Raw genomic sequence first — 19,240 nt, 5'->3', positions numbered from 1 at the left:
GTTTCATTGTGCGCCCTCGATCTCGATGACGAGGGGATATTCGTTTTGCAGTGCCTGCCAGCGCGCCTGCATCTCGCTTTCGATCGCCTTGCTGCGGCGCTGCGCCAGCGCGGCATCGCCGCCAGCGGCATACGCGATGCGCAGTACCGACGGCTTGGCGCGCAGGCTGGCCACCAGTCCTTCGATACGTCCGGCCCATTCCGGCTGCAAGGCCGTTTCGCCCGCGACGAATGCGGCGTCGCTCAGCTCAAGACGCACGACACGGTGGATGGTGGCGCCGAAGTTCAGCTTGACCACCTTGCCTCGGGTCAGGCGCACATCGCGCGGATTTTCCGTCGTGACGCGGTAGCCGCTCGGCAGGGTGCGGTCATCGAGCTTCATGACGAAGTTCGAGCCGCGGTCCGCATTCGGAATCGCCGGACAAGCCACGTGGAAGCGTCCTTCCGCATCCGTCGTCACCAGCAAGCCGCGCGCCGTCGCCATGCGCACGCCGGCAATGCCCGCCTCGCCGTCATCCTGGTAGCCATTCGCGTTCCGGTCGTCGAAGACCTTGCCGATGATGTCGGGACAATCAAAAGTGGCATCCGGCACCACGCGCACCGTGGCGGTAGCCAGGTTGGAAATACGCGTCTCGCCCGTCGCTGCCCAGGCCTGGTTGACGTATTCGCCATCGCCAACGCCGCTGCCCACCATCAGCATCAGCTTGTAGGTCTTCTTCTCCTTCGGCGCGAAACCGCTTTCCTTCCAGCGCAAGCTGCGGCCATCGACGACAGGTTCCGCCGGCACGCCATTGCGGGTCGCGCTGCCGACGCGGTACTTGAAGCCGGCCGGTATCAGGTCGCGCACCTCCATCGCGCCCAGAGTCGCCGCCTGCGGATTGCTGGCCGTGATCGTGTACGGCACCAGGTCGCCGCGCGTGACGTTCAGCATCGGCGTCGTCTTCGTCACCATGATGCTGTCGCTGCCCAGCGGGTCGAGCGGGATATGGTTGTTCAGGATCGGAGCCGAACCGCCATTCGTGATGACAAAGCTCAGGTAGTACTGCGTGGTCCTGGCGCCTCCGGCGATCAGTCCCGTGCAGTTGTTCGGATCGAGTTCCATCTTCGTCGACAATGCCGGCGCCAGCTCGCTGGCCTGGATAAAGGCCGGATCCGGCACCAGGCCCACCGTCAGTGGTCCCTTGCAGGCCGGCAGGCTGCCGGACGGCGCCAGCAGGTAATTCGCCGGCGCCACCACGCTCAGCGTATACACGCCGCTGGGGAAGCCGTTCTGCAGCAGGAACTGGTACATGCCGTCGCTGCCCACGGTTTGCGTCTGCTCGGCAACACCACCGACCAGGTGCGTGGCGCTGTCAAAACCGGCAGGGCCGCTGATCGACACCACGGCGCCAGCCACCGGCTTGCGCGTCACGGAGTCGTACACCACGCCGGCCGGATCGAGCGGCAGATTCTGCTCGACGACACGGTCGCCGTCGCGCAAGGTCAGGTTGGTGATGCGGCTGCCGCCTGGCACCACCACGCCTTCGCCCCCCGTCGACACGGGCACATTCGGCATGTTGTTGCCATCCTTGAGGAAGGTGATCGCGTAGCCGGAACCCGTCGGCAAGCCGCTCGCCTCGTAACCGGGGCAATGCAGGTTGTCGAACTGGTAGAAGCCTTTCTCGTCCGTGATGGCGCGGCAGATCAATTTGCCTTCCTGGTGCAGCTCGGCCGTCCAGCCAGCCACGCCAGCCTGGCTGCCGTCGAGCGGACGCACACGGCTGCCGTCGTGGTTCAGCCATACGTAGCCGTTGATGATGGGCGGCTTCAATTGCGGGATGCCCTTCTCGCCGAACAGATAGCCGCGCATGTCGTCGCCCGCCGCCAGCTTGATGCCGGTGATCGTATCCTTGTTGCCCACGCCGACAGGCTTGCTGGCGTTGGCCGTGCCCACCGATCCTGGCAGCACCGACGTCTTGCCGTCCACATAACCGGCCGGCTGCGTTTCCGTCAGGGTGTAGCCGGCAGCGTCGCTGACTGGCACCGTGTCGAACAGATAGCTGCCGTCGGCGCCCGTCAGCACGCTCAGTTTGACCGACTTGCCATCGACGGACGTGCCGCTCAGGACCACCGTCACGCCGGCAATGCCTGACTCGCCATCGTTGCGGATGCCGTCGTTATTCAGGTCGGCATACACCACGCCGCCGATCTTGCCCAGCATATGGCGTTCGCCAAACAGGTAGCCGCTCGCCTGCGTCGCCACCGGCAGCACGATGTCGCCGATCGTGTTGTGTTCCGGCGCCGCGCCGAAGCTGGCGTTGTTGACCTTGCCGCCGGCGCTGCCAGCCGTTTCGCGGCCGTCGAGATACACGGCAGGCTGGCTTTCCAGCAGACTGTAGGTACCGGCAGGCAGGCCGTCGAAGCGGTAGCTGCCATCGCTTCCCGTCACCACCGTACGGGTCAAGCCGTTCGCGCCGCGCACAGTGATTTCAATGTCGGCGATGCCCGCTTCCCCCGCGTCCATGACGCCGTTGTCGTTCAGGTCGCGATACACGAAACCCCGCAACGACGACACCTGTTCGCGGAAATCATAGCCGCTGCCATTGCCCTGCGGCGGCAGGACGATGCCACTGACGACATCCACCACGCCGGTACCGACCGGTTTGCCGTTGATGCTGCCGACAAAGGTACCCGTCGCACCCGGATAATTCCCCAGGCCGGCCGGTTGCGTTTCAGTGACCGTGTAGCCGGCAGGACCCGATGGATACAGGCCAGGGAACGTGTAGCTGCCATCGGCGTCCGTGACGACGGTGACATTGACCGGCTTGCCGTGGCTGTCGATGCCGCTCAGCGTCAGACTCACGCCCGGCAAGCCTTCGCCCTTCTCGTAGCTGCTGCTGTCGTTCGCATCGCCGTACACGCGGCCGGAAATACTCGCCGCCTGCAGTTCGCCGAAGTCAAAACGCGTATAGCTCTTCGCCGCATCGAATGGAATGCGCTCGATCGTATTGGCCGTGCCGATGTCGCAGGCCGGATTGGCGCAGGCGGCGGCGCCGTCGATCAGGCCCTTGCGCTGGCGTCCGTCCAGATAGGCGGCCGGCTGCGTTTCCACCAGCGTATAGCCGGCCGCATTCGCGTGCGGCAGGTCACGCAAGCTGTAGCTGCCGTCTGCGGCCGTGATGGCCGTGCGGTTGACCGGCGTGACGCCATCGCGGGCGATGCCGGTCAGGGTGACGGTAACGCCGGCGATGCCCGCGGTTTCACCCGCATCGCGCACGCCATTGTCGTTCGCGTCGACGTAGACGGCGCCGCTGATGGCGCCTGTCTTCTCGCCGAAATCGTAGCCCGTCAATTGCGCGCCCGGCGCCAGCGCGATGGCGCTGACCACGTTGGCCACGCTGGCATTGCCGCCGCCATTGCCGGCCGCCTGGCCCGCATCGGCGTAATTGACCGGCTGCGTTTGCGTCACGGCATAGGTACCGGCGAGCAGGCCGTCGAAATGGTAGGCGCCGTTGGCATCGGTCAGTACCGTCACGGGACCGCCTGCGCCACCGGTCAGCGTCAAGGTCACGCCCGGCAGCGGCGTGTCGCCGCTGCCGGCCGCGCCATTGCCGTCGACGTCGAGGTAGACCTTGCCGGCGATGCTGCCCGTCAGTTCGCCAAAATTGTAATCGCGCGCGCTGCCGCCGTTCGGCAGCACGATGCCGTTGAACTGGTCGAAACGGGGCGCACTGCCGCCGATGCGGCCTGTCGCGACGCCATTGACCGTGCCCACGCTTTCCGCGCCATCGAGGTAGGCGGCAGGCTGGGTTTCAGCCACGGCATAGCCGTTGCCGTCGCTTTGCGGCAGGCCCGTGAAGCTGTAGCCACCGTCGGCCGCCGTTTGCAGCGTGCACAAGGCAGGCACGATCACGCTGCAGACGTCGAAGCCGTCCGCCGTGGTGCCCGACAGCGTGACCGTCACGCCGGCGATGCCCGTTTCGCCCCCATCCTTGCGGCCGTTGCGGTTTGCATCGATATACACGTAACCGGACAGCGACTGCGCCACGCCGCCAGCCGCGCCTGGCGCCTGGCCGAAATGGTAGCCCGTCGCCGTGGCGCCGGGCAGCAGCACGATGGCGCCGGCAGTCCGGATAGCCGCACCCGGCACGCCCGTGCCAGGCACGCGCACGGCGCCGTCGATCAGGCCGCCGAGGCTGCCTGCCTGCGCACCCGTGTGATACAGGCTGGCCGGCGGCGTGACCGTCACGGCATAGCCGGCAGCGTCGCTCGGCGTCAGGCCGGCAATCAGGTAACTGCCGTCCGCGCCCGTCTGGAAGGTGCAGCTTGGCACGGCAATGCCCGGACAGACGGGATGACCGAGATGGTCGTTGCCGCTCAGGGTCAGCGTGACACCGGCCACGCCCGTGCTTTCGCCACCCTGGCGCACCGCATCGCGGTTGCTGTCCATGTAGACGCTGCCGGCAATCGACGCCAGCGCCAGTTCGCCGAAATTGCGCTCGGTGTAGCTCAGGCCCGGTTCGATGCTGCCGATGACGATGCCTTCCGGCGCCGCGCGTCCCGCGCTGTTCGCCACGACATTGCCGGCGCCATTCTGCTCCTTGCCATCCGCATGGCCGGCAGGCTGGGCCAGTTCGGTCACCGTGTAGGATTCTCCCAGACGGCTAGGCGGGACATTCGTGAAGCTGTATTTGCCATTGGCGTCGGTGGTGGCTGTGCACGCGCTGCCCATCGCGGCGCACACGTCGGCGCCCCAGAAGGTCAGGCCGGAGAGCTTCACCTGCACGCCGGCGATGCCATTTTCGCCCGCATCGCGCAAGCCGTTGTTGTTCTTGTCGGCGTACACGTAGCCGCTGATGGCCGCATGCGCGTATTCCTGGAACAGGTAGCCCGTCGCCGCCGTATTCGGTGCCAGCACGATCTGGCCGATGGTGTTGTGCACCGCGCTGGCGGAACAGTTGGCGCCGTTGTCGCAGCTGGCCGGCGGCGGCGTGCCACCGGCCGTGCCCGCGAATTCAAACAGGTCGGCGTAGCTGGCCGGCTGTGTCTCGACGAGGGTATAGCCGCCGGCCGCGGAGCGCGGCAGGCGGTCGAACAGGAAGTCGCCGCTACTGGTGCTGAGGGTCAGCGGCGCACCCGCCGTGCCGATATCGTTGCCCCAGAAATCCTGGCCGTACAGCGAGAACGTCACGCTGCTGGTGATTTTTTCACCGGCATCCATGCCGTTGCTGCGGTTCGCATCGTTATACACGGAGCCGGCGATGCTCGATTTGACGATCTGCACGTCGACGCTGGCACTGTTGTTGCCGGCGTTCGGATCGCGCGAGGTGCCCGGCGTCGGCACGATGCTGGCGGTATTCGTGATATTGCTGGCGAACGGTCCCGCATAGGCCGGGTACGGCGCCTTCACGGGGATGGTGATGCTGACCAGGTTGGCCGTGTCGGCTGCGCCCGATGCAATCGGCAGCACGCCCAGCGTGCAGGTCACGGTGACCGGCGAACCGCTGCTGACGCAGTTGTTCAAGGTCAGCGAAGCGCCCGAGCCGAGGCGTGCCGTCGGTGCGCCCGTCAGCACGAAGCCGGCCGGCAGCACATCGGTGACGACCGTGCTGGCCGCCAGGGCGGGTCCCAGATTCCCCACCACCAGGGTATAGGTATAGGGCTGGTTGATGCTGAACGGCGATGCGGGCGAAACGGTTTTCGACACCAGCATCAAATCGGTCTTCGGCAGCACGGTGGTGGTTTCTTCCACCACGTTGTTCGTCGCCAGCTTGTCGCCGGCAAACGGCGCCGCGCCCGTTTCCAGCGATTCGACGCTGGCGTTGATCTTGTAGGTGATCGATCCCAGCGGCGCATTGCTGACGGGACCCGTATCGAATTTCAGGGCGAACACGCGGCTGGCGCCGCTGGACAGCGTGCTGTCGCCGGGCACGCTGGCCAGGTAGCACACCAGGTTTGTGCCCGCGCCGCCCGGCTGACTGCACGAGGCGCCGGCCGGCAAGGTGCTGCCGGCGGCATTCCACAGCATGGTATACGGCACGGCCGCGCCATTTTGCGGCGGCGGCACGGGCGTGATGACCAGCTTCAGGCCGGTGGCCAGCGACGGTCCATTGTTTTGCACGGTGACCTGGTACATGAGCGCATCGCCGAACGGGCTCTGTTCGTAGCCCGTATCGACGGCCGACACGCTCAGGTCCAGCTCCTTGCTGATCACGGTGACGGTGGTGCTGTTGCTGTTGTTGGCCGCGTTGCTGTCGTCGGTCGTCGTGCTGATGGTGGCGCTGCTGGCATAGGTCGCGTCGAGCGCATCCGGGTACGGGAACACGGGGATGACAGAGAAGATCAGCTGGCGCGTCTCGCCATCGCCGAGCCCAAAGGTCCGGCACTCGATGCCGGACTGTCCCGCATAGGGCGCGCCGCTGAAGGCGGGCACCAGCGTGCATTGCGCGGCGCTGCCCGCGATGCTGGCCGAACCGGCCACATACGCCATGCGGGCCGGATCGATGACCTGGCGCAGCACCACATTGGCCGCGCTGCTGGGCCCGTTGTTGCGGATCGAGGTGGTGAACACCAGCGGCACGCCGACGCGCACTGGATTCGGCGCACCAGCCATCGCCGTGACGCCGACGTCGGCCTGCGGCACCACGGTGACGGTGGCGCCGGAGCTGTTATTGGCCGCATCGGTGTCGATGGCATCCGGGCTCGATACCGTGGCGGTATTGAGCAAGGCGCCGTCCTTCAACGGGCGATTGAGCGTGATGGTGATGGTGCGCGACGCGCCATTGCCCAGGTTCAGCAGCGTGCACGTGATGGTCGACGCAAAGCTGCAGCTTTCGCCTGCGCCGCTGCCGGCCAGCACGACGCTGCCGCCCGTGGTGCCGCCGCTGCCGTTGTACCAGTGCGGCAAGGCGTCGACCACCTTGACGGTCGGTGCGCTGTCCGGGCCAGCATTGCTGACCACCAGGGTATAGCTGAAGGTATTCGAGGCGGCCGGCAAGCTGACCAGGGACGCCGTCTTGACGATGGCCAGGTCGACGTTCAACGGCGTCGACGTGACGCTGGCGGTGTCGCAATTGCCCGTGCTCGCATTGTCCGGCGGCTGGTGCGCCGACCCGGCGGCCATGCCGGTACAGGCGGTATTGCTCAAGGTGCCGGAAAACCCCGCTTGCGCGCGCGTGGTCAGAACCAGGGCAGGCAGTTTCGCGCCGCGCGCCAGGCTGCCGGAAATCGTGTAGGTGCAGGTCACCAGCTGTCCCGCCGCGCTGCACGTCCAGCCCGCGCCGCTGGCGCTCACATAGCTTTCTTGCGGCGACAAGGTATCGGTCACGGTCACGGTGCCGCTGGCGGCACTGGTGGAGGTGCTCGCATTGGTGACCGTGATGGTATTGGTGATCAGGCCATTCGCCGCGACCAGTCCTGGCGACTTGCTCTTGCTCAGGGTCAGGTGGGCGAATGGCGCGACGATGGTGTACGTGGCCGAGGCGGGATTGTTCAAGCCGTCGAGCGGGGCGCTGCGTGCCACGTCCACCACATTCGCGCCGCCCGTCGCGCCGGTGGCGACGGTCAGCGGAATCAGGAACTTGGAAGAGGTGGCGCCCAGCGCCAGCGCGCCGACATTGCAGGTGATCGTCTGGCCAGCCTTGGCGCAGCCGGCCGGCAAGGTGCCGATCGTGAAATCGCCGGACACCGTCGTCTTCACGGTGACGCCGCTGGCGTCCTGCGTGCCGCTATTGACGGCCCACAGGTTCAGGCTGACCGCCTCGCCCTGCGTCAACGAGCTCAGGCCGCTGGCGTTCGACACCAGGGTTTGCCGGGCATCGAGGTCGGTGCCCGGCTTGACCGTGACGATGACTTGGCTAGGTCCGTTGTTGCCGTCTTCCGGATCGCCGGTCTGCAAGTCGCTGGAAGCCACCGACGCGCCGTTGGTGATGGTGCCGGCGATGCTCTTGACGATGCGCCCGCCGATCGTGATGGGGGGAGCTTGCTGCCCCACGCCGATGGCTGCGCCGCTGTAGGTACAGGTCAGCACGGTGCCCGAACGGGCGCATGCCCAGCCCGTGCCGGACGCTGACGCGTAGGTAAAATCCGCGCTGGCCGGCAAGTTGTACGTGACCTTGAATTGCGATGCGCTGTCCGGACCGGCATTCGCCACGTCCACCCGGTAGCCCACCGTTGCGCCGGCCGCTGCCGTACAGGCGGCGGGACAACCGCTCAAGCCCGTCGTGCCGCTGGCGGCGACGCTCAGGTCCGCGCCCTTGATGACGGTGACCGTCTTGATCGAATCGTTGTTGAAACTGTTGCCGTCCGTGTCCACGTTGACAAAAGACACGCTGGCCTTGGTCACCACGGCAGACGCCGCCGAGCCCGTGCCGCTGAAATTGACCGTCCAGTTCGCGGTCTTGCCCAGTCCGCTGCGCGTGCAAGTGAGCAGTTGCGGACTGGCTGCCAGATTGAAGGCGCAACCGGCCGGCGCCGTGCTCGACGCAAAATTCACATTGGCGGGCAATTCCACCGCCAGGCGCACGGTGCCCGTCGCATCGACCAGGTCCTCATTGTTCGTCACCACCACCGAAAAGCTGGCCTTGCCGCCGCGCGGCACGGGGTCCGGCGCCTGCAGGTAGGCGGAAACGGACAAATCGATTGCCGCCGCCGACGCCGCTCCCGCCGCGCCAAGGGTGCAGAAACAGGCGATCAGCCATAACAGGCGCTGCAGGAGACCGCGCGGCCCTCCCCGCTTGCAGGAGATCAGACAGGAAAAGATAGTGCGCAAAAAGGAGGACATAGGCATGGCAGTCGTCAGGGGGTTGTGCGGTGTGCTGCAACGGCACTTCCGGCCCAGAAAAAACAGCGAACGGCCTGCTTTTTCACCCTGCGGACATGGCAAGGCGGCACGAAAGTCAACAAATATTCAATGTGTAATTTATGACAACATTGATGATTTGCGACATTCTGGTGCATTTTTTAATGCTTTACAAGCAATAAAAATATTAAAAAATTAATCAATTGAGATTAAGCAAGGAAATGAAAAAATCACTCACAGGCACTTGCACTCATGCCAACAAATGTGTCTATTTTGTTATTTTTTGAAATTGGTACTACGGCATGTTTTTTGGCTTCACACCCTTGAAATGATAGAAAGCGAGGCTAAAGATGCCAATTTCGCTCAATATGCCACTATGTACTCTAGCGTACATATCAGAAAGAAAAGTGTTTCCCATGTGATACTAAAAATAATTCAAATGACAATGTTTATTGGTATCACAGGCGCAGCACGGCAGAAATCGCAAAAGAATTCCATGTGGAAATTTTTATGTACAGCAACGTGAAAATAAAGTTGTAAAAATACAACAAAAAAAGATCGGCGGCGCGCCGCCGCGGACAGGGGAAATGCGGGGAGTTTTGGGATAGGGCGGCAAGACGTTACCGAAGCGCCTGCATCCAGGCAAAAAAACCGGATGCTGCGACAGGAGGGAGCAGGCGCTTGTCCCGGCAGAGGGATCCATCCCCTGCCGGGACAGCCGGGACAGGCGTTAAGGGCGGGCCGTTGCCGCCCAGCCGCCGCCCATGGCCCGGTACAGGTCGACCGAGGCGACGAGGATGCGCGTCTTCAGTTGCAGCAGCCCCACGTCAGCGCTGTACAGGGTGCGCTGGGCGTCCAGCTCTTCCAGGTACGAGGCATAGCCATTGCGGTAGCGGTTATGCGCGATGCGCAGGGTGTCCGCCGCCGTGGCGCGGCGCGCGTCGTTTTCCACGGCCTGCTGCTGGAGGCGGTAGATGGCGCCCAGGCTGTTCTCCGTTTCGGCGAAGGCGTTGCGCACCACGTTTTCATAGGTGTACGCGAGCTGGTCGCGCTGCGCGCCTGCCGCATCCGTCTGCGCCTGCACGCGCCCGCCGTCGAACAGGGGACCGGCCGCCAGCGCCGTCAGCCGCCACAGGGCCGTGGGCGCATGCAGGAAATCGGTGAGCGTCGTGGCTTGCCCGCCGCCGACGGCCGTCAGCTTGAACGAGGGCAGCAGCTGGTCGCGCGTGGCGGCCAGGCTGGCGTTGGCCGCCGCCAGGTTGTGTTCCGCGCGCGCGATGTCGGGCCGCCGGCGCAGCAATTCGGACGGCAGGCCGGCCGGCACGCCCGGCGCCGCCAGTTCGGTCAGCGGCAAGCCGCGCGCGATGGGACCGGGATTACCGCCGACGAGGACGGCCAGCGCGTTTTCCTGTTCAAAGATCTGCCGCTGCAGCTGCGGCACCTGCTCGGCCGCCGCATGGTATTCCGATTGCGCCTGCAGCCATTCCAGCCGCGAGCTGTATCCCACCTCGAACTGCTTGCGGGCCAGCTCGCGCGACTGTTCGCGCAGCTGCAGGGTCGATTGCGTGAGCGCCAGCTGCGCGTCGAGCCCCCGCAGATTCAGGTAACTCGTCGCCACGCTGGCGGCGATCGACAGGGCTGCTGCATCGAGGCTGGCCTGCTCGGCGCGGTAACTCTCGCCCGCAGCATCGCTCAAGCTGGCCAGCCGGCCCCACACGTCGATTTCATAGCTGGCCTGCAGTTCGGCCTGGAAGACATTCGTCACATACGGTTTGCCGCTGGACGCCAGGGTGCGCGTGCGCGTGGGCGAGCCGTCGAAGGCCAGGTTGGGCGCGCGGTTCGCATCGGCCTGCGCCAGGCGCGCGCGATATTCCTGCACCCGGGCGCGGGCCACGCGCAAGTCGCCGTTGCGCGCCAGCGCCTCGCCCACCAGGTCGCTCAAGACCGGATCGCCGAAGGCTTGCCACCACAGCTGCTCCACCTGCGCGCCATCGGAGGCGGCAATGAGCGCCGGCGCACCGTCCGCCTGCGCGCGCCAGCCGGACGGCAGCTGCAATGCCGATGGCGGCTGCAAGGGCGCGTTGGCGGCGCAGCCGGCCAGCGCCAGTGCGCCGGCCATCAGCAGGACATGGCGCTTCATGGCTTGGCCTTCTTCGGCGCTGGCGGCGGCGCCGGATTGTCCGCCGAGTCGTTCAGCACGGCGGACGTGTCGACGCTGACCACCACCGACATGCCGGGCACGAGCCGGCGCGCATTCGCCTGCCCCGCGTCGATGCGGATGCGCACGGGAATGCGCTGGGCGATCTTGAGGTAATTGCCCGTCGCGTTATCGGCCGGCAGCACGGAAAATTCGGAACCGGTGGCCGGCGAGATGCGCTCCACCTGGCCCGTCAGCACGGCGCCGTCGAGGGCGTCGACGTGGAAGGTGGCGCTCTGCCCTTCCTGCACGCCGTTCATCTGCGTTTCCTTGAAATTGGCGATGACCCACATCTGGCGCGGCACCAGCGCCATCAGTTGCGCACCCGAATTCACGTACGCGCCCTGGCGCACCGTCACCTGGCCCAGCTGGCCATCGGAAGGGGCAATGATGCGCGTGTTATCGAGGTCGATCTTCGCCGCCTTGACGGCCGCCTGCGCGTTCGCCACGGCCGCTTCCAGGGCCTGCTTGTTGACCACCACGGAATGCACGCTTTGCTGGGCGATGTCGAGATTGGCGCGCGCCTGCGCCAGCGCGGCCGCCATCTGCGCCTGCGTGGCACGCGACTGGTCGTGTTCGCGCTGCGACAGGGAACCGTCGGCCACCAATTGTTCCACGCGATTGAGGTCGGCGCTGGCCTTGCGCGCCTGCGCTTCCGCATTGGCCAGCGCCGCCTCGCTGACGGAAATGCCCGCCTGCGCACTGGCCTTTTGCTGCGCCCAGTTCGACAGCGCCGCCTGCTGCGCCGCCAGCTGGGCCTGTGCCTGCTCGTAGCGCTGCTGGTAGATGCGGTCGTCGATGCGCACCAGCAGCTGGCCTTCCTTGACGTCCATGAAATCCTGCACCGTCACTTCCACCACGTAGCCGGACAGCTGCGTGCCGATGATCGTCACCTGCCCCCGCACGGTGGCGTTTTCCGTCGTCACGACGGGGCTGGTGAACGGCGGCAGCCGCCACGCGTACAGCACGATCAGCACGCCCACCAGGGCCACGGCGGCAAAGGCCAGCGCGGACAGCCACTGGTGACGCCGGTCCGGCTGCGCCGTGGAAGGGGCGGCGGGTGCGGCTGCAGGCGCCGCCGATGCAGGTGCGGGAGGTGGCGGTGGATTGTTATTTTCTGTCATTGCTCGGTTCCGAATTGGTAATGGGGACGATGGCCATGGCCGTCTGCGCATCGCGCACGGGGCCGACCAGGCGACGCGCGCCGGTGGTGATGCGGGTCCAGGATTGGCTGACCAGCATCCAGATCAAGGTGGCGATGGCGACGCCGGCAATCATCAAAAAGACATCGTTATAGGCCAGCACATTGGCTTCGCGCGTGGCGATGGCGCCCAGCCGCGCCACGCCCTGGGCGCTGCGCAAGGCAGGATCCGTCAGCACGCCGCCGTAGCTCGCGGCGCCGGACTGCACGCGCACGGCCACCTGCGGGTCGAGCAGGGTGAGATGCTCGACCAGGTAGCTGGAATGGTATTTTTCGCGCGCCGTCTGGATGGTGCCGACGATGGCCGAGCCGAGCAAGCCGCCCAGGTTCTGCGTCATGGTAAACATCACGGAAAAGCTCACCAGGTTGCGCGGTTCGGCGATCACGGCACCCATGCCGGCCACCATGGTAGGGCCGAGGAAATACGTGCCGCCAAAGGCCAGCAGGAACTGGCTGACATACATGTTGACGGGGCGCGTCTGGCTGGTGGCGTGCGCGTCGATCAGTGCGCCGGCGGCGATCAGCAGCAGCGCGAACATCAGCGAGCGGTTCAGGGTGGCCGGATTGATCGTCAGCGCGCTGACCACCAGGCCAGCCACGCTGCCCAGCAGCAGCACGATGAACAGGTTCTGCATCTGGTCCGTGTTCAAGCCCAGCGCCTGCAGGAAGCCCACGGCCCCCGTCGATTCGGACAGCACGATGCGAAACAGCAGCACGGACAAGAACAGCTTGGCGATCTTGCCCGTGGTGAGCCAGCGCGTATTGAGCAGCGGGCGCGCGCGGTTATGCTCGATGGCCAGCGAGGCGGCGATCAGCACGATGGAGCCTGCCAGGCACACGCCCACCCATTCCGATTCCATCCACCACGCCGTGCGCCCCTGCGCCAGCACGGCGCACAGCAGGGCCACGCCGGGCGCGAACAGGATGAAGGTGAGGAAATCGAGCGGCTCGAACGTCTGCACCCTGTCGCCGGGCGGCAGTTTCAGGGCCAGCACGCAGCCCAGCGCCAGCAGGGCCAGTCCCAGTTCGAACAGGTACAGGCCGTGCCATTCGCCGATCTGCAGCAGTTCGGAAGTGAAGATGCGCGCCAGCGGCAGCGCCAGTTGGGCAAAACCCAGGCCCAGCACCACGCCTTTCAGGCGGTGCCGCGCGGGAAACGCCTGCAAGGTGTAGTACAGGCCCAGCACGCCCAGCGCGCCGCCCACCATGCCATGCGCGGCGCGCACGGCGATCGCCGACGGCAAGGTATTCGCATACAAGTGGGCGAAGGTGACGAGCGCATACAGCACCAGGAACGCTTCCGTGAACAGGCGCAGGCCGAACTGCTGGCGGAACTTCACCAGCAGCAGATTCATGGACACGATGGTCATCACGTAGGCGGCCGGCAGCCACTGCATCTGGTAGGCATAGGCGGCCAGCGAACCTTGCAGGTTCAGCAGATTGGCCGTCACCAGGCCGTTGCCCAGCCCCCCCGTCAGCGCGACGATCAGGCCGACGATGAAGTACGCGACACGCTTGGGCGTCGAATGTTCGGGCATCGATGGCGACCCGGGCAAGGTCGGGCGTTCGCCCGGCCCCCAGGTGCGAGGTGTGTACTTGTCCATGCGGTAATCGCGATCCGGTTTGCTGAAGCCGTTCCTTGCTGCCGTTATATAAATAGTTGCAAATGAACAGTTCTAGCCAGCAGCATATCACCGCAGGACGTTTTTATTGTTTACATTGTTGCATGGCGTTGCGCATGTCGCTCAAACAGCGTATGCAACGGGGCCGGCGGATCCGGCCCCGTTGCCGATACCGCCACTCACACCCGCGGCGGGTCCGTCTCGCGCGCAAACGCCCGGTGCGCGGCCAGCGCCTTCTTGAAGGCCGCCACGGCTTTCACCACGTCGCCGGACGGCGCGACGATGATGGCGGGATCGGGCTTGCCATCGGGCAATGTCACCGGCACGCCCGCCTTGTCCAGCAAGTCCTTGCCCGCACCGACAGCCAGCATGGGCTTGCAGTGGCGGTATTGCAGGCGCAGGAAGTCGAGCGCGTTGGCGTCGCCGCCCAGCTGCTGCACGGCGCCCTGGCCGTCTGGCAGCACGACGGCGTCGAACAGCACGGACGGTCCCGTCTCGAGCGAGATTTCCACGTCGAGCGGTGCACCGCCGCTGGTATCGACTTTCCCCAGGTGGCTGCCCACCAGGCGCGGCACGGCGCCATCGGCCAGCAGCGAGGCATAGATATTGCGCACCTGTGCACCATCGCTACCCGGCCCCACCAGGATGGCCACGCGCAGGGTATGGATGCCCGTCTTGCCAGGGCGGAAAAAGAGCGACAGGGCCGGCGACGGTGGATACGTGGGGATCGGCAGCATCGAGGCGCGCGGCATGACGGGCGGCAGCGCCAGGCCCAGGCCGTCGGCCAGGCGCTGCGCCAGGGTTTCGTCGACATTGCGCAGCATGGCGACGATGCGCTTGCGGATGGCCACCGTCTGCACCTTGCTCAGTTCAAAGCGGAACGCATGCACGATATGGTCCTGTTCCACCGGCGTCTGGCTGATCCAGAACAGGCGCGCCTGGCCGAAGTGCTCGGCGAACTTCTCGGGCTTGCCGCGCACCTTGTCGCCTTCGGTCGCGGCGGGAAAGCTGTTGAAGCCTTTCGCGCCCGCCTGGAACGGGCAGCCGCCCGCCAGGGAATTGGGTTCATACGCGACCCGGCCCCGGTTGATGGCCTGGCGGTGGATGCCGTCGCGCTGGTTGTTGTGCAACGGTGCCAGCGGCGAATTGATGGGGATTTCATGGAAATTGGCGCCGCCCAGGCGCGTGATCTGCGTGTCGACGTAGGAGTGGATACGCCCCTGCAGCAGCGGGTCGTTGCTGAAATCGATGCCGGGCACGATGTGCGCCGTGCAGAACGCCACCTGCTCCGTCTCGGCGAAAAAATTATCGGGATTGCGGTTCAAGACCATCTTCCCGACGGGGACCAGCGGCACGAGTTCTTCGGGAATCAGCTTGGTGGGGTCGAGCACGTCGAAGGGGAACGCTTCGGCCTGCGCTTCCGTGAAGAGCTGGAAGGACAGCTCGTATTCGGGATACGCGCCGCACTCGATGGCTTCCCACAGGTCGCGCCGGTGGAAGTCGGTATCGGCGCCACTGAGCTTGACGGCTTCATCCCACACCAGCGAATACGTGCCGGCCATGGGCGACCAGTGGAATTTGCAGAAGACGGACTGGCCCTTCGCATTCACGAGGCGGAAGGTATGCACGCCGAAACCCTGCATCATGCGGAAACTGCGCGGGATGGCGCGATCCGACATGGCCCACATCAGCATGTGCGTGATTTCCGGCGACAGCGAGGCGAAGTCCCAGAAGGTGTCGTGCGCGCTGGCCGCCTGCGGCATGCCGTTGTGCGGCTCGGGCTTGACGGCGTGGATCAGGTCGGGGAACTTCATCGCATCCTGGATGAAGAAGACGGGGATGTTATTGCCGACCAGGTCCCAGTTGCCCTCGTCCGTATAAAACTTCACGGCGAAGCCGCGCACGTCGCGCGCCGTATCGGTGGAACCGCGTTCGCCGGCCACCGTGGAAAAACGCACGAAGACGGGCGTGCGCTTGCCCGCCTTGGCGAATGGCGCGGCGCGCGTGTGCCTGCTTTGCTCCTTGTAGCATTCGAAATAGCCGTGGGCGGCCGAGCCGCGCGCATGCACGACGCGCTCGGGGATGCGCTCATGGTCGAAGTGCGTGAGCTTTTCGCGCAGGATGAAATCTTCCATCAGGGTGGGGCCGCGCAAGCCCGCCTTCAGCGAATTCTGGTTGTCGCCCACGGGCACGCCCTGGTTGGTCGTCAGCACGCAGCCGCTGTCGTCGCTGCGGGCGTGATCCAGCGAATTATTCAACGCATTCTCGCCCAGCGCGGGCTGGCCATCGCCCGTCTTCGGGGAAGGTACCGTTTCGCCCGTGGTGCTCGCCGTGGCCAGCGCTTCGCCGGCTGCCACATGCACGCCTTCGGCCGGCATGCGCGCCGCCTCGCCATACTGGCCCTCTTCCTTGGGATTGACGGCCATGGCGGCGGACAGTTGCTGGCCGGCGGCCGTCTTTTGCAGCAGCGCACGGGTCAGGTCATTATCCGCCCCCAGGCTGTTCGGCGCATTGCTATCGGATGGGCCGGACATGCTGCTCAATACGGAACCAGCACCGTCCGTGGACGGCGTTTTCTTGTTGGTAGCCATTACATCTCCTGTGAGTAGTCTGCCCCGGGAGAACGCTACAACTCCCTCATTCAGCGCACGAACAGGGCAATCAAAACAATGATGGGAATAGGTACACCGATCAACCACAACAAAATGGAGCGCATCTTCACTCTCCTTTACGGCCTGCTACTAACTACTACCTTATGCGCGTGGGCGCTGCTTCCTCCGCCATCACGGCGAAGGAAACAGCGCCCACGACAAATACCGGCCAGGAAGGCGTAAAACTTATTTACGCGAACCCAGCAATTTCGACAGGCCATACCCGGCCGCTGCCGCAATCAGCAGGGACACGGCCGGCCGTTCGCGCACGTAATCGCGGCCCGTCTCGCCGGCACGCTGGCAGGCGGCGCCCAATTGCTTGCCGCGCGCCATCAGGCGTTCGGAAGCCTTGCTGACGCTGTCGCTGACCTGGTCGATGCGGTCGCCCACCTGGTCCACGCCGTCGTGGGCGCGCGTGGCCACCTTGTCGGCCAGGGGCTGGGCCTGGCTTGCCACCTTGTCGATCGTGCGGTGCAAGTCCTGGCGGGTATCCTGGGCGGTACCGTTGATATCGGAGCCGGTTTTTTCAATCGCGTTCATGATGGTTTCCTTTAACAGTGAATAATTTCAACCATGCTCGATGCCGTGACCGAATCATGATTCTCCTCGCTTCAGGGAAAAAGAAGCGGCTAAACGCTGCCGGGCTGAGCCATATCAAACAGTGGATCAGCAGCAAGCTGTTGGCACTACCTTAACCGCGCCTGCCATGCGCCACCGTGCGCTGCCACACCTTGAAGGCCAGACTTAAATGCCTGCCAGAAATAACAATCCCCGCCGGCCTGGTGCGGCGGGCGGGGAGTAACGCTGCCTGATGCATGGTCGGCCCAGAAGAGAAAGCCGGCCCCATACAAATGCATGGATTTTTATGCAGATTTTACGCATAATGTAGGCACTAAAATACATACATCAAGACAAAATGCCTCCGTCTAAATCCATACAAAAAGATGACCATGCAAGCGCGTGGGTCACGCCGTTCGTGCAGCACGGCGGTCCGCGCTACCTGCAGATCGCCGACATGCTCGAGCGCGCGCTGTCCGGCGGCAGCCTGCGCCCGGGCGACCGCTTGCCGCCGCAGCGCAGCCTAGCCGCCCTGTTCCAGGTCGACCTGACGACCGTGACGCGCGCCTACGACGAAGCCAAGCGCCGCAACCTGCTGGAAGGGCACGGCGCGCGCGGCACCTACGTGGCGGCGCCGAAGGTGGAATTGACGCAGATGCTGGACCTGAGCATGAACATCCCGCCGCCGCCCGTGGGCGTGGATTTCGACGACCTGCTGAAACAGGGCGTGGCGCAGGTACTGATGCGCACGGACAGCGATATGTTGATGAGTTATCACCTGGGCGGCGGCAGCAAGGCCGACCGCGCGGCGGGCGCCGCCTGGCTCGCGCCCATGTTCGGCAACGTCGATGGAGAACACGTCGTCGCCTGCCCCGGCGCGCAGGCGGCGCTGGCGGCGCTGATTCTGACCCTGAGCCGGCCCGGCGACGCCATCTTGACGGAGCCGGCCGTGTATCCGGGCTTGCGCTCGGCGGCGGGGCAGCTGAACCGTAAGGCCGTGGTCGTGGAAACGGATGCGGATGGCATGCTGCCCGAAGCGCTGGAAAAAGCCGGCCGCAAGCACCGCGCGCGCCTCGTGTATCTGAATCCCACCCTGCAAAACCCCACGGCGCACACCATGCCGGCCGCGCGCCGCCTGGCCATCACGCAAGTGGCCCAGCGCTGCGGCATGCACATCATCGAGGATGACCCGTACTGGCTGCTGGCGTCCGATGCGCCGCCGCCCCTGGCGCATTATGCGCCCGCCCACGTATCCTACATCGCCACCCTGTCGAAATGCCTGGCGCCGGGCCTGCGCATGGCCTATACCTTGATCGCCGACACGCAGCTGCGCGAACGCTTCCTGGACGCCCTGCGCTCTTTCAGCCTGATGGCCACGCCCGTGACGACGGCGCTGACGACGCAATGGATACACGACGGCTCCGCGCACGCGCTGCTGGCCGGCATACGCAGCGAAGCCGATGCGCGCCAGGACGTCATCCGCACCATCCTGACGGGCGCCACTCACCCGCGCAGCGATGGCATCCACGTGTGGTTTTCGCTGCCCGGCTACTGGACCTCGCGCGAACTGGCCGCCACCGCCCGCGCCCAGGGCGTGGCCGTCACGGCGTCCGACGCCTTCTACGACAACCGTCCGCCGAACGCCATCCGCATCTCGCTGGGCAGCATCCGCGACCGCGCGCGCCTGGCCAGCGCATTGAAGAAATTATCGCTGCTGCTGGCGCACAAGCCGGCCGTGCGGCGGGAATTCGTCATTTAGCGGCGCAACCGCGCATCGAGCGAATACTTGCCCGCGCCGCCGATGGCGATGGTGCCGAAGACGATGATCAGCAGCCAGCCGAACTGGCCGTCTGCGATGCTCCAGTCCGGGTGCACGAGCAGCATCGACACGCCCAGCAGGAACAGCAGGGGCAGGCAGGCCAGGCGCGTCAGCAGGCCGGCGGCGACCAACAGCGGACAGAGGATTTCCGCGAACAGGGCGCAGTACAGGGTGACGGCGCGGCCCAGGTGCAGCGGGTCGTCGATGCGCGCCAGTTCCTCGGAAAAATGCAGCAGCTTGGGCAAGCCGTGCACGTGCAGCACCAGCAGCGCGCCCGCCACGCGCGCAAACAGCAAGCCTGCATCGGGTAAAAAGGGGCCCGTCAGCGCCGCCCTCCAGTTTTTCTTCATGATCGCTCCAGTGGGAAAGCCAGGTGGCGCGGCGCGCCGCTGCCAGCCATCATAGGCAGGCGGA

At 65.5% G+C, this 19,240-nt stretch carries 9 protein-coding genes; 2 read left to right on the top strand and 7 right to left on the bottom strand.

Annotation, left to right across the window (positions count from 1 at the left end):
* Nucleotides 1–3: 3 nt before the first annotated feature.
* Nucleotides 4–8,766, bottom strand: a complete 8,763-nt coding sequence (locus VPH40_RS22750) for an SdrD B-like domain-containing protein (RefSeq protein WP_328574583.1) — start codon at nt 8,764–8,766, stop codon at nt 4–6.
* Here VPH40_RS22750 and VPH40_RS22745 point away from each other — a divergent pair.
* Nucleotides 8,765–8,977, top strand: a complete 213-nt coding sequence (locus tag VPH40_RS22745; protein WP_251350580.1) for a hypothetical protein — start codon at nt 8,765–8,767, stop codon at nt 8,975–8,977. The genes VPH40_RS22750 and VPH40_RS22745 overlap by 2 nt on opposite strands.
* Nucleotides 8,978–9,508: 531 nt before the next feature.
* On the opposite strand, the gene VPH40_RS22740 is transcribed toward VPH40_RS22745, so the two are convergent.
* From VPH40_RS22740 to VPH40_RS22720, 5 genes are all read right to left on the bottom strand, one after another.
* Entirely contained in the window at nt 9,509–10,918 is a 1,410-nt protein-coding gene (locus VPH40_RS22740; RefSeq protein WP_328574582.1) for an efflux transporter outer membrane subunit, read from the bottom strand.
* The gene (locus VPH40_RS22735) at nt 10,915–12,099 is read right to left on the bottom strand and encodes an HlyD family secretion protein (RefSeq protein WP_328574581.1); all 1,185 of its coding nucleotides are present in this window, start codon (nt 12,097–12,099) and stop codon (nt 10,915–10,917) included. The genes VPH40_RS22740 and VPH40_RS22735 overlap by 4 nt, the downstream gene beginning before the upstream one ends.
* Nucleotides 12,086–13,780, bottom strand: coding sequence for an MFS transporter (locus VPH40_RS22730; RefSeq protein ID WP_328574580.1), 1,695 nt, complete (start codon nt 13,778–13,780; stop codon nt 12,086–12,088). Before VPH40_RS22730 ends, VPH40_RS22735 begins: the two co-directional genes overlap by 14 nt.
* Before the next feature lie 197 nt (nt 13,781–13,977).
* Nucleotides 13,978–16,389 (bottom strand): catalase, encoded by a 2,412-nt coding sequence (locus tag VPH40_RS22725; protein ID WP_328574579.1) that lies wholly within the window; start codon nt 16,387–16,389, stop codon nt 13,978–13,980.
* Between the two features lie 246 nt (nt 16,390–16,635).
* A complete protein-coding gene (locus VPH40_RS22720; RefSeq protein WP_328574578.1) occupies nt 16,636–16,989 on the bottom strand; it encodes a DUF883 family protein in 354 nt (117 codons plus the stop codon).
* A gap of 376 nt (nt 16,990–17,365) precedes the next feature.
* On the opposite strand from VPH40_RS22720, the gene VPH40_RS22715 reads away from it, so the two are divergent.
* Nucleotides 17,366–18,766, top strand: coding sequence for an aminotransferase-like domain-containing protein (locus tag VPH40_RS22715; protein WP_328574577.1), 1,401 nt, complete (start codon nt 17,366–17,368; stop codon nt 18,764–18,766).
* Here VPH40_RS22715 and VPH40_RS22710 read toward each other — a convergent pair.
* The gene (locus VPH40_RS22710; protein ID WP_328574576.1) at nt 18,763–19,176 is read right to left on the bottom strand and encodes a DoxX family protein; all 414 of its coding nucleotides are present in this window, start codon (nt 19,174–19,176) and stop codon (nt 18,763–18,765) included. The two genes, VPH40_RS22715 and VPH40_RS22710, sit on opposite strands and share 4 nt — an antisense overlap.
* Nucleotides 19,177–19,240 lie beyond the last annotated feature (64 nt).

Source organism: Janthinobacterium sp. P210005 (genome assembly GCF_036231865.1).
Classification (GTDB): Bacteria; Pseudomonadota; Gammaproteobacteria; order Burkholderiales; family Burkholderiaceae_D; genus Janthinobacterium; species Janthinobacterium kumbetense.
The sequence above is the reverse complement of the archived record's forward strand: the minus strand, read 5'-3'. Positions and strand labels throughout refer to the sequence as shown.